Below are 15,862 nucleotides of genomic sequence, written 5' to 3'. Positions count from 1 at the left end.
CTTGATTTCCCTATAAATAGCCTTTTACAATATTCAGTCTGCTTAAGTATTTAATTTTTTACTTTCAATTCCATATGTAATTAATTTTAATAATTTAAGAAGATAAACTTTATTCATCATCAAAACATTAAATAGCACAAATTGAAAAGTTACTATATTCAATCTTTACAGATCCTGTTCAATCAAATACAGCACATACTGTAAGTCTTCGGTATTTTTAACAACCACTTCATAATCCCCATTCCCCCCAATGACCAATGGAAGAAACATCTCTTGCCAAATTTTTAGGAACGTCCAGCGAGCCCTTTTTCAAATTAATCCAAAACGTCAAACTATTCTTCAAGATACAAACTTCAGCAAGTATTTTCCATTATTAATAAAACCTATTTCTTGATTTTTAGGCTTTATTACTTAGTCGATTAAACCTTCTTTCCCCACACTTCGAGGGTTCAAATTCAAAGATAATCTCGTATATTTGATATTCCTCTCTATAAGCCACCCAAACCCCTCGCAAACCAATTCAAATGAGCAACAAAAAGATTACAGCAACTATAGGAGCCGCCATTAGAGAAGGTAAATACCTAAGCATCCACTACAAAAACAAGCAAGGGGAGATAAAACCTTTTTGGATTTGCATTACGGACATTACCGCTAATGACAAAATAGTAGTCGACATGTTCAATGTAATGAAAGACGAGCCCATACTAAACACGTCCATTTACATTTCTGCAATCCAAACGGCAGAACTACTAAAGTTCTCCCATTACGATGTTCCGGATAAATTGATAAAAAAAATTGATGAGGATGAAAGTTTACAACACTACGAATTTGACCAATACGACAACAATATAGTAAACTACTACTTAGAATGCTACAAAGCCAATAAAGACCCCTTTCTTCATAGATCCCATTTAATTCCTGAAATTGATGTAACGGAGTTGGTCAAGCAGAACCCGTACCAGCTATCCTTAGAGCAACAACGGCACATGATCAAAGAGATATATCAAAATGAGTACAGCAAATTCCACGATTACAAACTCGCTCTATGTGAATTTTCAATTGATTTAGAATCCAAAGGAAAATTTGTGGTAGCCTACCGGGAATTAACCTACGACCCCGTAAAAAGAACCATTCAAATCAGTGAAAAAACGCACTTTAACCCCAATTTTTTTGTAAAAGATGTAAAATACACCTTGTCTTATTATACGGATGTAAGCAGTGCAGATTTTGAAAAGTCTTATTTGAATGACCGAGCCGGCACTATCGAAATGCTACGGGATAATTTTAAAGCAGGGGAGTTACCCAACACCAGACCCGAAGTCGTCATTTTAGGCTATGCACGAATAGACATCACCGCTATTTACGAGGGTATAAATTCGGAGCACAAAAACGATGAAATGCAAATTCCTTTGAAGGCATTCTTTAGAAACACGTCCTTATTAGACAGGAAAAACAGAAAAGAACCACACATCGTGCTCTATGACAACAATGTAAATATCGACCAACTTCGTACGATTTATAATGCGTTAAAATACCCCATTACCTACGTTCAAGGACCGCCCGGAACAGGAAAAACGCAAACGATTTTAAATATCGTAGTTAACTGTTTGACAAACAATAAAACACTTTTGATTACGTCTAACAACAATATCCCAATCGATGGAATTAAAGAGAAATTGGTATTGGGAAAGTATAGAGATAAAGAAATTTTGTTACCCTTTATTCGACTAGGAAATAAACAATGCACCCTAGAGGCATTAGCAACGATTAAAAAGCTGTACGAGTTTGAAACGACCGACGTGCCAAAAGAGTCCTTATTACTCAATCTAAAAGAAAATTCAAGAGAGAAAAACCAACAATTACTGGATAAATTACACAATTACGAAGAACGAACGGACTTAGAGCAAAATCTGGAATTTATAAATGAGTTGTTGAAAAAAGGAAACTATTGGCTACTCGAACAAGAAAAAGAGAAGTTAATTAAGAAAATAAATTCCATTCCCGAAACTACCGATGATAATGTAAAAGGAATCTTTGAAAGTATCCAAGGCAATCACAAGCTCCTTCAATTTTTCTACTATGAATCCTTGAAATACATCAAACGATTAAAAAGCAAAGACTACCATGAATTGATTGAAATACTCTATCTGTCCGAAGACGAACAAGTAAAAGAGTTTAATGCATGGATGGGAAGCGACAAAAACCTAGAAAAATTCACCAAAGTATTCCCAATCATACTAACAACCAATATTTCAAGCCGTCGATTGGGATACAAATTTAAATTTGATTTATTGACGATTGATGAAGCGGGTCAATGCGACATTCCAACCAGCTTGATTCCGATAACTAAATGTAAAAACATGGTGCTGATAGGGGATACCAACCAACTAAAACCCATCATCATTTTTGAAGAAAGCAAGAACGAAAAATTAATGCAGCAATTCAATATCAGTAAAGAGTATGATTATTACAACAACTCCATACTGTCCGTTTATAAAAATATTGACAGCATTTCAAGGGAAATTTTATTGAGTTACCATTACCGCTGTGGCAAGAAAATTATCGATTATTCTAACAAGCGTTTCTATGAACAAAGACTAAACCTTACCGCGATTACAAATAGTGGTACGTTGAAATTGCTGGAAGTAAATAACGCCAATCAAAAGAAAAAAAATGCACAGATAGAAGAAGCAACGGAAATTGTAAAGTATATAAAAGACAATAACCTAACAGATGTTTTCATACTGACGCCATTTAGAAATCAGGAAGAAGTAATCAATTATTTTTTAGCTGAAGCAAAAGGAGCAGGGGCGATAGCTACTTCAGTAAGTTGCGGCACCATTCACAAAGTACAAGGCCAAGAAAATAAAACCATCATCATTTCCACTGCTATTTCAACGAAAACAACCCCTAGAACCTACGACTGGATTAAAAACAACAGCCAATTAATCAATGTGGGTGTTACCAGAGCAAAAGAAAATTTAATTGTGGTCACCGACAAAAAAGCAATAGATAGCTTATCCCGAAAAGACGATGATTTGTATGCCTTAATAGAATATGCCGCTAAAAACGGAACCACTGAAATAGCGAAAAGTACAGTCAATAAGTTTACAATAGGCTTCTCCAACAATTCCAAGTTTGAGGATGAATTCTATATAACCATGCAACACTATTGTTCCTTAAACGATGCCAGGTTTGCGAGAAATATAAAGGTAGCTGCTTTATTTCCGGAAGAAAGCAACAACCCACTAATCAATAAAAAAGAATTTGATGGCGTACTTTATCAAAACAACATCCCCAAAGTGGTTTTTGAATTAAATGGGCGAGAGCATTATCAAAACAAAAAGACCATTCAATCAGATACAATTAAAATGGAATTACTTGCCGGCAAGAAGATACATTTAGTAGTCATCCCCAATCAATATGTAAAGCACTACGAATTTATCCGAGAATTAATCAATAAGTTCAACGGCGATGTGTTTCAAAAAACGTTGTTTGATAGTTATGATGTTGAAAATGCATAACTATAAGATAATTGAAGGGATAAAAAAAATCCATCAACTCGACCTATAGTGTAAAACCGGTTTTCATACAAAATCCAATTAAATACCCCTCTGACCTGCTCACCCTGTCGAAGCACCCACCCTCGAAGGGTTCAACACCCTTCGAGGGTTCAAGGTTCAATCCCCCTCTGTCATGCTGAACTCGTTTCAGCATCTCTTCAATCTAAACTTACACCCGACTCTGTCAAGCTGAACTCGTTTCAGCATCTCTTCAATCTAAACTTACACCCGACTCTGTCAAGCTGAACTCGTTTCAGCATCTCTTCAATCTAAACTTACACCCAGCTCTGTCAAGCTGAACTTGTTTCAGCTTCTCAGAATTATAAATGCAACGCTATATAAGCTCTGACTACAAGTCGTTTATGAATTCGTTTTGTTCTACCGAAAAGAACACAATCTCGATAGCTGTTGGGTTTGTAATTATTTTAAAATGAAGCTACGAAGTCAGAGAATACGGGGAGCCAGGTTCGTTTCCCATTCTAACATTTGAAGACTTCCAAGACAACGCTTATCCAACTAAATTTTGGATATCCTGTTGCATTATGAAGATTCAAATTTTATCAATTAATCTCGTTACCTTAAAGAATTTACAACGCTTCAAGGGTTTTGGAGACACCGAGCGTCCATTATCAATCTAAATTTAAACGGCTGAAATGGTATCTTAACGCTTTTAATTTTTCCTTGAATCGCCTGAGTTTCTGATGTATTCTAAATAAAATTTATCAGGGGCATTATGTGAAAAATATCTTTTTTTGTTTTGACTTTTTTTACCGCAAAATTCATCAACTTCATAGCGATAAAAATCGTTTTCGGAATAGTTTGTGACGGAGGAAACATAAAAATCGTGGCGTACTATCTGAGGAGCCGTTGCCTGACCGACTTTATAACTTATTAAATTATAAAATTGTATCGGTGTAGTACCTTCATTATACGTTATAGATTTGATTTGCTTAGTTGTTGGGAATAAAAATAAATCACAACTTCTGAATACTACATTATTGACTTTGAATTCCGAAATTGATTTCGAGGTTTTGGGAGGAATTGTAATTGTTCTTGATTCCACCTCTGTAATGCCACTTTGGTTGTTGATTGCTACATACGACTGTTGTTGCACATTTAAGGCAGTTAACCACCCGCCCCATTGTGTTACGGAATTCGTTTTTGTAGATTGTGTTGAAGTGGCACTGGAACTTGAAAAAATCCTATTTTGAAAATAATCATAGGCTGTTCCATTAATCACAAAAAAGCTCTCGTCAAGATGCACATGGATCAATTCATTGGTTTTATTAAAAAAAACAAATCCGGGATCTCCCTCATTAGACCATAAGTTATAGCTAATACTACATTGTTCATTTTCGAAAACTAGCGTTTTGGATTCACTTTTTAGATTTTTAGGAACGGTCTCATAGACTTGATAAAATAAAGTAGGTTTGCATGAAGTTAAAAAAACAGCTAGGGTCAGCAATAAAAAAATTGTTTGATTTTTCATAATAGGTAGTTTTATAATTTAGGTAAACTTATCATTTGAAAATCATACATTTTTACGGTTTTCCGTAAAATGCTGTTTTTTAGTTGGTTTTCAACATTCGCCGAGTGAGTTGCTTAATTTAAAAGCTACACGAAAGGATTCGTGCAAGCAGCGTGGGAAGTCAGAGAAATTCGCCTAGCACAGTGCTAACGTATAAGACTTCAGATAGCTGCGGAAGCTAAGACAAATCACTTATTCAAATCCTAATTTTTGAATTCTAGCAGTAATAGCTCCTGAGTTCCTCCCAAAATACGCACTTAATTGCTTTATTGAATTTCCTTGCAAATAGAGTTCTTTTAGTTTTAAATCGTCATCACTACTCCAAGTTTCATATGCATTTTTATGAATTAACCTTGCTTTTTTAACATAATCAGGAAGTTCCTTTGGTGTTAATTCAGAGGTTAATTTATTACCACATTTACTGCAAAAGTTATCTGATTCATTTATTGACAACCCACATTTATCGCAAGCGAGCATTAATTCAACATCACTTTTTAATCCAGATTTATTAATTTGGAAAAAATGATTAGGAATTTCATCCACAAAAGAAGATTCATTACCTAATTCTGTTATCAAAAACAATTGGTCTTTTGCTCTTGTTATGGCAACGTAAAACAAGCGTCTTTCTTCTTCAAGTAAAATGTCGTACTTTACATCTTTAACAACCCTAAAAATAGCATCATCTAACCATATATCGGGAAAGCCACCATTTCCTTCTTTCAAACCAATAATGAATACTGCTTTTGCTTCCAATCCTTTAGAAGCATGTATCGTTTTGGATGACACAAATAGTTTGTTGTCTTTCAATGCACTAAAATAGTGACTATACATTTTTGATCGTCTATATAAAACTAGTATATCGTCTTTACCCAATCCACTGCTATAGAGTTTCCTTACTTCTTCAACTAAAAAATCTACACCATCAATATCTAAACTTTTTGCTCTATAAATTTGAATTTTGCTTGGTGTTTGTTTAAAAGCTTTTATGTCTTTGCTTATCTGATTTTTGTTATGTTTTATTACTTCATTACTTGCACCAACAATGGTTTGCGTACTTCTGTAATTCATATCCAGTTTATAAACTTCACAATTTTTGTAATGCTTTTCAAAATTTACGATATAATCAACATCCGAACCTCTAAAGCCATAAATACTTTGCCAATCGTCTCCTACACAAAACAATTGATTTTCAGGTTTAAGTAATAAGTCCAGTAATTTAACTTGCAAACCATTGACATCTTGAAATTCATCTACCATTAAATAGTTGTATTTGTTTTGATAGAAACTTCTAACATCAGGGTTTTCAATAAGAAGCTTAACAGTTAAGATGATTAGATCGTCAAAATCAACGTAGGATTTATTGGTGCAATAACTTTTATAAGATTCAATTAATGGAATGGCAAGCTCATAAAAAACTCTAATTCTTTCATGTTCGCTAATGGATGATTTATCAAATAAACTGATAGGATTAATGTCTTCACCTTTAATCATAGACTGAAGTCGCATCACCGTTTTTAAAAACTCATCCACTTTATTATGATAGCTTTTAAATTCTTCTTCATAATTCAAAGAAATTTCTTCCGTAATTTCTTCCGTAATTTTACCCTTTATAATTCTTTCCATTGCCAAATTAAACAACATAGAATTATTCATGATGGATTCGTAAGTAATAACACAATTTTTGCCACTTTTTATAAACTGTTTTTCTTTATTTTCCATAGAGTAACTCTTATCTGTTACATGTTCCAAATAAAGATTGGCTTGCGGAATAAAGAAATCAGGTTTAAAATTAAAATCTTTAAAATTGGTTACTTTTTCATATACATATTTAATGTTATGGCGATACAACCAATCGGCAATATCGCGTTCTGATTTTGATTTTACTGTTTCTCCTTTTAGTGTTGTATACGTTCGTTGACCTTCATTGGCGTAGGATTTCATTTCTTTGTCTAAAGAAACTTTATCAACGTAATAATCTAAAATATATCTTTTTAGTTTTAAAAAATAGCCTCTATTCTTACAAGCAAGAATTAACATTTTACCAATTATATCTTTTGGTTTTTCACTTGATAAGATATCCATTCCTTTTAACTCAACACCAACTTCTTCAACATCATTATCTGTAATTAATTTGAATTTGTTGTCAAAAACCGGATTACCATTATCGCGGAGTATTTTATAGCATAAAGAGTGAAATGTTCTGATGGTTAAATTTGAAATCCACGGTTGCTCTTGAATTCTTTTCCTTCTCTCAACATCTTTTTGTAAAGCGGTTGTAGTTTTATTTTGAATAAAAGCTTCATAAGTATTTGTGGTTTCACTAGAAACAATTAAACGGTCAATCATTTCATTAGCAGCATTTTTTGTAAAAGTAATGGCTAATATGGAAGATGGTTTTACGTTTTTTTCAAAAATTAAATAAAGTAATTTTGAAATAACAGTTTTGGTTTTACCTGAACCTGCACCTGCAAGCACTAAGACTCTTTTGGCTTCCGAAAGTATGGATGCCTTTTGTTTATCGTTTAAACCCCTAAGTATGGTGTTATTGTATTCTAACATAATGATTTATTTTCTCCCAAAATCAGCAGGATTTTCACCCCATGCTTTGGTCTCCCATTTTAATAATTCGTTATCAAAAGTATTGTTTTCCAACCATTTTTCCGCTCTTTCTAGCATTTCAAACAATTTTTTATTCTTTTCACTGGGTAAATGATTGGTTCTTGCCTTTTTATCTCTTACCCAACCTAGGGCAATGGTGCTGTCAGAATAAATCGGTACTTTCCAATGCCATTGTTTACATAAAGCCAAAGCATGAACAAGGGCTAAAAACTCTACGATGTTATTGGTACCATCTTCTAATGGACCTATATGGAACAAAACTTCATAGGTTTTTAGATACACTCCCTGATATTCCACCATACCTGTTGCGGTATTCCATGCTCCATCTACTGCAATGGCTTCAGTAATTGGGACACCTAAATGATATAGATTTTTTTTTACTATTTTATTGGCTAAACTTTTTTTGCCAATATAATAGGAACTATCATTGGCAAATGCAGTTGTAGCTTCTTCTTTGGTGTTGAATGATTTGTAAATTGCCGAAGGGAAACCATCTATTTGTTGCTTGCACAATTCCCATGAGTCAAACACTCCTGTTTCTCTACCATACCAAACTACGTAATATTTAGGTTTTTTAGCCATTTAAAAAAAACAAACACTTTATACTTCACTTTGAATAACTAGGTTTATTTTAAAAAATCTCGTAAGCAACAAACCTATTTAGATCATAATATTAACTTATATCATTAATTTACAGTTATATTTTTTAAAAATAATAACTCCTCGTTATTTTAACTTATCAGTATCTATAAGGAAATTTACCTTATTCTTGCATTTTCCGTTTAATGCAAATACTTTTTCAATAGTTCTAATGTGTCCCGTCCATTCTTCTTTACTGGTAGGTTTAACCACATCAGGTGCATTACAAAAATAGATAAATATGACATAGGCATTTAATTCGTTTAATTCTTTCAGGTAGTATAAATGTGCAAGCCTATTTGCATATTGATAAAATGGCTTTTGCCAATAAGCAGATTGATTATTTGAATAGAAATTCTTTGCTTCTTCAATTGATTTCTCAATTAAGTTTATTGATTTTATTGCTTTTGCACCTGAACCATAATCAACGGCTTCTTCAATATGGGCTTTTGCCTCAATTAAAAAGTATTTATTAGTATTGGTTTTACCTATACCATCCCATCTAGGACCACCAGAAGGCCAAAACTCTTTTAATGGAATTTTTAATTTATTCTTATCAATTTTTAATTTTTCTAAAAACTCCTCGTCGTAGTATTCAGCATTGTCATCATTTGAAATCGGTGATAACCACTCAATAATATCTTTTTTAGAAATTATTTTATTTTCAAGTAAATACTCATTCAATAAATTTGAATGTTCATTTATAAGTTTTCTCAACCAGAATTCACTTCTAGTTGTATTTAAAGGTCTTGATCGTCGAGCCATAATACATGTATTTAAATTGAATAATTAAAGTTGAACCTTTTTTTTTTAGCCATTACAACGAAAAATAATACTCCTTTATCTTTTGTGCCATCAGCTTTCTTCGCAATATTAGAAACTCCTGATAATCCTCTAAATTCATGTTCATGATTTCAGTTGGAACACAATTTGCTTTCAAATTAGCTACTAATTCCTCGTGAGAAGATAAACCACTCACTAATTTGTTTTCAGCAGCAATCTGATTAGTAATCAATTCAAAATAATCTTTAGGTGGTTTATTACCCACTTTAATATTGATTTCCGATTGCATATAAACATAGTTCGCTATTTGATTGTACTTACTTCTATCTAACCCATTCTTTTTCAAAAAATCTCTTGGGAATAAGTGGTGAATATCCCCTCGCAAGGAAATTAAATCACTAACCATTACATCTTTAGATAAGAACCCTCTATCATTAGCCTTGACCTGTGAAGCTAAAAACACATTGAAATACGGACTGCTGGCTACCGAAGTGTCGAGACTTTGAGGTAGTGAAGCATTCCAAAAAGCTTCGGATAATTCACCTTCTTCTTTTTCTTTTAAATACTCATCAAACGGACGGTTGTGTATTTGTTTGATGTCAAAATCAAATACTGATTCCGGCGAACCTGAATATCTTCCGGTTAATACCGAAAAAACAAACCAACGCTTTACATAGCTTTCAATAGAAACAGAATTGACATTTAATTCTCTTAATTTTAAATAAAGTATATACGCAAAGTTCAAAGCATTTTGAGAACGTATTAATTTAGGCGATATAAAACCTGCAGATTTAATAATCATCAAAAAACGTTTAAAATGCGTTTCATTCATAAAATTAAAAACACCCTGTTTTAATTTTTCAAAGGATTGTTCTGCGATGGCATCTTCAAACGAACGGGTTTCAAAATTTCTACCGGATAGCAAACTAACTAAGTCTGATAAACGACCTCTATTAAATTGCGATGTAAAAGCAACACGGATTAAGTCCGTGTATTCCGGGTCATATAAATCTTCATTTTCCGATTTTAACCATTTCATTTTTGCAAAAAAGTCGGTTTTCGCAAAATCAGGATCATTATCCACAATGTGTTTGTAGAACTCCGGTGAAATTGCCAAATGACAAAAATAATCAATGGCTTTTCTTAATACATTGCCTTGGTATTCTGTATTGGAAGCAATTTTACTCATTGCAAAATCAGCCTGACTTAAAACCACTCCTTTTGAATTGATTCGAATAAATATTTCGGTAACGGTTTCTATATCCAAATCGTGGGATAATTCGATAATTCCAATTTGCTTTTTCGGAATATTAATCAAATTGGTAAAAGCACGTTCCACTAAATCTTCATCAACTTCAGGATTAACCGCTAAATAATTACGAACCAATTTTAAAATACTGATTTCACCACTAACAGCTTCTGCTATATTTGGAATCCAACTACTGTCTTTTAATATAGCAGGGTTTTGTACTTCAAATTTTTCAAGAATAGGGTTAAAGGCGATTTTTATTTTGACGCGTTGATAGGTTTTATCCACAACATATTCACCCAATAAGGCAGCTGTTAAAGCAGTTACCCGTTGCTGCCCATCAATCAATATTTTTTTACCTTCACTCATGCTACCATCTTTCAAACGCACATTCGGATTTCGCCAGGCAATGACATAACCCACCGGAAATCCTTGATACAAACTATCCATTAAGTCCCTCACTTTGGAACTGTCCCAAACAAACGGACGTTGAATTTCGGGAATAGCAATCTCGCCAGACTTTACCCAAGTTAATAGCGTTTCGATGAGGTGTTGGTTTACGGAGTATTTTTGCATGGTAATTGAAATTATTTCTTTTTGAGTCGTTTTTTCAAATTTTCTATTTGTTCATTGATAATGTCATCATGAAATTCATCATTATCATCAAGTTCAGATAAAATATCTGATAATTTTATTTTTATGATTGGTTCATCAATTAAAGAAATGATGCCTTTGTGAAACTTAAAGTCTTCTTTATTTACATTATATCTTTCAGAAGTTTCTTTTTTTTCAAATTCTCTTTTTTTCAATAATTCCGTGTTTAGCCAATTAATAGTTTCATCAATTTTATCTTTTGCGAAATCTCCTATAAATCCATCAGTCATAAAAAAACTATCAGTTAGTAATTCATGAATGTTTGCACCAAACGTTTTTTTAAGATTTTCTTTCTTTTGAATGGCTTTGCCATCAATAACTTCTAAAAACATAATATTATTGCTTGGAATATCTGAAAGAATGAAAGGTGAATGTGTAACAAAACATATATTTATTGATTTAATTTTCTTTAATTCAATTCTACTTATACTATCTAAAAAATATTTAATAAAAGATTTTTGCATTTGCGGATGAAAGTATAGTTCTACTTCTTCAAAAATGATATTTATATTTTCATATTTAATTTTATTCCCAGTTACTGAGTCTAAATTATATAGATGGTAAAGTAAAGAACTTACCATATAAATTTGTTGTTTCTCTCCAGAACTCAGCGAACTAAATTTAATGATTTTATCTAATTCTTCGATAGGTTTAAGAACTATTTCAATATCAAAAATAGGAGGAGGTATTAATTCTAAAATTGACTGATTTCTTTTTTTTCTTTTTTGAATATTTTTTGAAAGTTCTTCGACGTTTAACTCAATTTCTTCATTACTTAAATTTATGAAATCATTTTTCAAGTAATTTAACGTTTGCTTTAATTTAAAAGTAATATGACTATCGTCTTCTTTTATTTGTTTAATAAACTCTTTAAAAAGACTAGTGTCGAATTTATAATGTTTAGGAAGTAAATATTGTTTATAATCGTCATATTTTTTGCAAATAGAAACAAGTTTATAAACAATATATTGCCTAGCTAAATCGTATTTTATTTTTTTTGATAAACCTAGTTTAATATTTGAAATACCATGTAATTCAAACATTAAAGTATTTACCAAATCATCTTTTTCTTTAATCGTAAAAGCACCTAATTTAAAAAATCTTTCAACATCTTCACCTTTACTATCTTTGATCCAATATGAAACTTTTTCTTTTTTTGGTTTAAGTTTTAAAATTAATGTATCAGCTTTTAAATTGTCACCAAATTTTCTAAAATCAATTTTACCTTTTTGCGTAGGTCTTAGAATGTTTGCTAATAAGCGTTGTTTAACTAAATCATTTTCTCTATTTATATCAAAATTACCCTCAGTTCTCATTGGATTTAAAACTAAAGGTGTTTGATAAGAATCATTTTTGTGAAATAATTCCTTTAGCCAATTTACAAACACTCCATTTTTTATAAACCCAAATTCAAAACTATTGTAAGCATAATGAGAATAATTAACGGCTTCAGTATAAAATAATTTACTCAAATCAAACTTTGATTCTTCAGATTTTTCATTTACTAACCCGTTTGTATTGAAACTAAAAACCTCAAAGTTTGATTCATTTACTATTACTTTGTAAAATTTATCCGTTTTATAATAAAATTCAACATGAATACCATCAACTATCTTTAAATCGGCTGTAATAGTTTTTTTTGGTATACCGGATTCAAATTTAAAATTATAAGCAATGTTATTAATAGCTCTAAATAGCAATTCAATAATTGAGCTTTTTCCAGAACCATTTTTACCAACAATTGCACAAATATTAATATTTACATCATTTTTAATTTCATTGTCATTAAATATTCCATCAACAATCTCCTTCTTAATTTTAATTTCTTCTCTACCATCATTATTTATAATAATTTCATAATCAGAATAGAAATAATATAATTTTTCTTTTTCTAAAACTTTAGTAAAGTTAGAATCACATTCTTCAAGTGCTTTTAAAGCAATAATCTTAAAATTACTTTTCATTTTTTGTAATTATTCCTAATTCAATTAATATGTCTTTTTTCATTTTGCTCAAAGGTCTTTTTTCAAACTTAGCCTCTTCTATGTATACTCCAAAAGCCAATCTATAAACTTCATCTTGAGAAATAATTCCTTTATATAATGTAGATAATTTTTGTAAATAACTGTCAGAATAAACATCTCTTATACGTCTTAATTCTTTAATTTCTTCTTCATGAGTTTCATATATTTCTTTAATCTTAAATGCTTCAATTGTATTCTTTCCTTTGCTACTGAGAGTATTCATTTTAAAACCGTAAGTATTTAATGATTTATTATAGTAACTAAATTTGATATCATTATTTATGGTTTTTTCATCATCGATATAAGGATGTAAATACTCATTAAGATTCAAATTTGTAGCACCTTTTAAAGAGCTATTACAAATATGACAGCTAGGAATTAAATTATAAAATGATAGAGCTAAAAGAGGGTATTTGCTTTTTGGAAACCAATGGTCAAACTCTGGTCTAGTTAATTTATCAGGGGTAAAAACTGTTTTAGTATACATTCTGTTGCAATAAACGCAAGTATTAATATCCAAGTTTTTAGCTAAATTGTAAGTAGAATATTTTGTTGTTTTTTTTGAGAAAGAAGTTTCATAATTGAAAATGGTTTCAATTAATAAATGTAAAGTTCTGTATTTTGTAACATTACATTTTTCAGCTCTAGATTTTGGTTCTTTATCAATATTTAATCTAAAATCATTATATCCATTGAATGTATAATTAGTAATACTACTATAAAATTGATTATTTAAACCTTGAATCTCATCTGGATTTCCTTGTAAAAAAATCATTAAATTCCCATCTGATAAAAAGTTTCTAATGTCACTATTTGTGCAGCGACTAACTCTTCTTTTCAAAATTGAAAATAAACCATTTATATGAAAGTTTAATGCAGATTTAATTTTTGCATCATTAGAATTAATATAAATCATAACATTCTTTTTTTATTTTGTAGATATTCTATCTCTTTATCAATTAATTCTTCTTGTAATTTTTTAACTCCTTTTAATTCTTCTAGCATCTCCGCTAATTTTAATCTTATTACATGTTCATCAATGATTGATATGATTTTTTTATGATGTTGGTATTCTTTCTCATCGGTTACATAATTATTTTGAGATTTTTCTTTTTTTATTATCTCCGTATTAATCCAATTAATGGTTTTTTCAATTTTATCTTTAGCAAACTCTCCAATTAAACCATCTTCAATAAAGAAACTATCAGATAGTAAATCTGTTATATTTGCACCAAATGTTTTATTAGGTCTTTCGTTGCTATCAAAATTTAATACTTCTGATTTATAGTTTTGTTTTCTGAGGTAAACAATATTATTATTTGGAATATCTGATAAAGTTAAAGGGTCGTGAGTTGTAATTATTATTTGTATGGTTTTACTATTAAATATTTTTGGAATAATATTACATAAAAATTTTATATATTTTTTTTTCCAATATGGGTGAAAACCTAAATCAGACTCATCTAATAAAAATGTATAATTTTTATGATCTATTACTTTCTCATAAGCTTGTGAATCCAATTTGTTTTTTATGCGATAATTTGCATTGTTCAAGGAAGAAAATAATTCATAAAACGACATTTCACCTGTACTTAAATTTTTATCTGGGTAAAATGTAATGAATATTTTTTCATCATATGTAAAGATGTCTTTAAATGAAATTAAAAATGCTTGATAGGATTCAATAATTTTTTTTGCATTATCAAAATTTACAGTTAGAATAGTCCAATTATCAATTTTACTATCTAAATCGACTAGTGGCAATATCGTATTTACTAAGTTTTCAATATCTTTTACAGGCAAAAAATATTTTTTACTTCTCAATTTTAAGTATGCATTGTTAATGAACCAAAAAAAAGCTTCTTTAGTAGATTCAATTTTATTAAATTCTGGGTCAGTAGGAAAGTTATTACCATTTATAAAGCCTTCTTCCAAAAATTTATTTCCGGTTCGTTCTAGAATAGAATGAATTTTTAAAATTATAGTTTCTAATATAGTTAATCTTAATCGTAATTTTTGACTTGCAATTTTATAACTATTATTTTTTTTTAAATCTTCATTATTTTTTATTTTAAATTTTTTTTGCAACTCTATTTCAGTCTTTTTCCATTCCTTTTCTTTTAACTTAATTAAAGCTTCAAAATAAGGAATAAAGTTTCTTGATGTATTCCAATCATCTTCTTTAATTCTTAAAAATTTTATTTTAACTTTATCAAAAGTTGAGATTTTCAAATCATTAAAACTTTTTTTAAAGTTTTCGTTTTCTAAAAAAATTAAAATTCTTCTCAATCTTTCTGATGTATGATATTCCCAATGACCGTTAAAATCCATAGTTGCAGAACCTGAATCTTTTGTCATTTGAGAAAGTTTGGATAAGTTAAATACATTTGATTGGTCTTGTCCTTCATTATTTTCAGTTAAATAAGGTGTGTGAAAAAGAAATTGACCTACATCTTTTGACCAAAGTATTCTAGATGCCTTTCCAATTTCAATAACTAGTTCACATCCTGTTTTTATATACTCTAAAATTTTTGATTTTCCTGTTCCATTAGCACCCACAATTGCTGAAATTAGAATGATATTATTATTCCAAAAATCGTTAATGAAATTTTTATTTTTTTCTTTTTTCAATATGACAGTTCTACCCCGTATTTCACCAACATCATATAAGTATTCTCCACCTAAATTTATAGTTTGACCTTTATGGTTCTCACCAAACACATAAGGTAAAGAATCTTCATAAATATAAATAGCAGCAATTCTCATATCTTTTAACTTAATAGAATAAATTTTATCGTCAATA

Annotated in this window: 9 protein-coding genes; 1 reads left to right on the top strand and 8 read right to left on the bottom strand. The window is 30.4% G+C overall.

Annotation, left to right across the window (positions count from 1 at the left end; genetic code table 11):
- Window positions 1-524: 524 nt before the first annotated feature.
- The gene (locus IEV15_RS08105; protein ID WP_188362021.1) at window positions 525-3,524 is read left to right on the top strand and encodes a DEAD/DEAH box helicase; all 3,000 of its coding nucleotides are present in this window, start codon (window positions 525-527) and stop codon (window positions 3,522-3,524) included.
- Between the two features lie 709 nt (window positions 3,525-4,233).
- Here IEV15_RS08105 and IEV15_RS08100 read toward each other — a convergent pair.
- From IEV15_RS08100 to IEV15_RS08065, 8 genes are all read right to left on the bottom strand, one after another.
- Window positions 4,234-5,052: a hypothetical protein gene (locus tag IEV15_RS08100; protein WP_188362020.1), complete on the bottom strand. Its 819-nt coding sequence runs from the start codon at window positions 5,050-5,052 to the stop codon at window positions 4,234-4,236.
- Between the two features lie 231 nt (window positions 5,053-5,283).
- Window positions 5,284-7,650 carry a UvrD-helicase domain-containing protein gene (locus IEV15_RS08095; protein ID WP_188362019.1) on the bottom strand — a complete coding sequence of 789 codons (2,367 nt, stop codon included), beginning with the start codon at window positions 7,648-7,650 and terminating at the stop codon, window positions 5,284-5,286.
- A 6-nt stretch (window positions 7,651-7,656) separates the two neighbouring features.
- Window positions 7,657-8,292 (bottom strand): ribonuclease H1 domain-containing protein, encoded by a 636-nt coding sequence (locus tag IEV15_RS08090; RefSeq protein WP_188362018.1) that lies wholly within the window; start codon window positions 8,290-8,292, stop codon window positions 7,657-7,659.
- 144 nt (window positions 8,293-8,436) lie between these two features.
- Window positions 8,437-9,114, bottom strand: coding sequence for a hypothetical protein (locus tag IEV15_RS08085; RefSeq protein ID WP_188362017.1), 678 nt, complete (start codon window positions 9,112-9,114; stop codon window positions 8,437-8,439).
- A gap of 52 nt (window positions 9,115-9,166) precedes the next feature.
- On the bottom strand, window positions 9,167-10,957 hold the full coding sequence (locus IEV15_RS08080; protein ID WP_188362016.1) for a GmrSD restriction endonuclease domain-containing protein: 1,791 nt from the start codon (window positions 10,955-10,957) through the stop codon (window positions 9,167-9,169).
- Window positions 10,958-10,968: 11 nt separating this feature from the next.
- Window positions 10,969-12,999: an AAA family ATPase gene (locus tag IEV15_RS08075; RefSeq protein ID WP_188362015.1), complete on the bottom strand. Its 2,031-nt coding sequence runs from the start codon at window positions 12,997-12,999 to the stop codon at window positions 10,969-10,971.
- Window positions 12,989-13,975, bottom strand: coding sequence for an HNH endonuclease family protein (locus IEV15_RS08070; protein WP_188362014.1), 987 nt, complete (start codon window positions 13,973-13,975; stop codon window positions 12,989-12,991). Before IEV15_RS08070 ends, IEV15_RS08075 begins: the two co-directional genes overlap by 11 nt.
- Window positions 13,972-15,825, bottom strand: a complete 1,854-nt coding sequence (locus tag IEV15_RS08065) for an OLD family protein (RefSeq protein WP_188362013.1) — start codon at window positions 15,823-15,825, stop codon at window positions 13,972-13,974. The genes IEV15_RS08070 and IEV15_RS08065 overlap by 4 nt, the downstream gene beginning before the upstream one ends.
- Window positions 15,826-15,862 lie beyond the last annotated feature (37 nt).

This window comes from Flavobacterium orientale, from assembly GCF_014638005.1.
GTDB lineage: Bacteria > Bacteroidota > Bacteroidia > Flavobacteriales > Flavobacteriaceae > Flavobacterium > Flavobacterium orientale.
The sequence above is the reverse complement of the archived record's forward strand: the minus strand, read 5'-3'. Positions and strand labels throughout refer to the sequence as shown.

Excerpts from the sequence above, each read along its gene's own strand:
- IEV15_RS08105 (WP_188362021.1), top strand. The coding sequence starts at position 525 with ATGAGCAACAAAAAGATTACAGCAACTATAGGAGCCGCCATTAGAGAA.
- IEV15_RS08100 (WP_188362020.1), bottom strand. The coding sequence starts at position 5,052 with ATGAAAAATCAAACAATTTTTTTATTGCTGACCCTAGCTGTTTTTTTA.
- IEV15_RS08095 (WP_188362019.1), bottom strand. The coding sequence starts at position 7,650 with ATGTTAGAATACAATAACACCATACTTAGGGGTTTAAACGATAAACAA.
- IEV15_RS08090 (WP_188362018.1), bottom strand. The coding sequence starts at position 8,292 with ATGGCTAAAAAACCTAAATATTACGTAGTTTGGTATGGTAGAGAAACA.
- IEV15_RS08085 (WP_188362017.1), bottom strand. The coding sequence starts at position 9,114 with ATGGCTCGACGATCAAGACCTTTAAATACAACTAGAAGTGAATTCTGG.
- IEV15_RS08080 (WP_188362016.1), bottom strand. The coding sequence starts at position 10,957 with ATGCAAAAATACTCCGTAAACCAACACCTCATCGAAACGCTATTAACT.
- IEV15_RS08075 (WP_188362015.1), bottom strand. The coding sequence starts at position 12,999 with ATGAAAAGTAATTTTAAGATTATTGCTTTAAAAGCACTTGAAGAATGT.
- IEV15_RS08070 (WP_188362014.1), bottom strand. The coding sequence starts at position 13,975 with ATGATTTATATTAATTCTAATGATGCAAAAATTAAATCTGCATTAAAC.
- IEV15_RS08065 (WP_188362013.1), bottom strand. The coding sequence starts at position 15,825 with ATGAGAATTGCTGCTATTTATATTTATGAAGATTCTTTACCTTATGTG.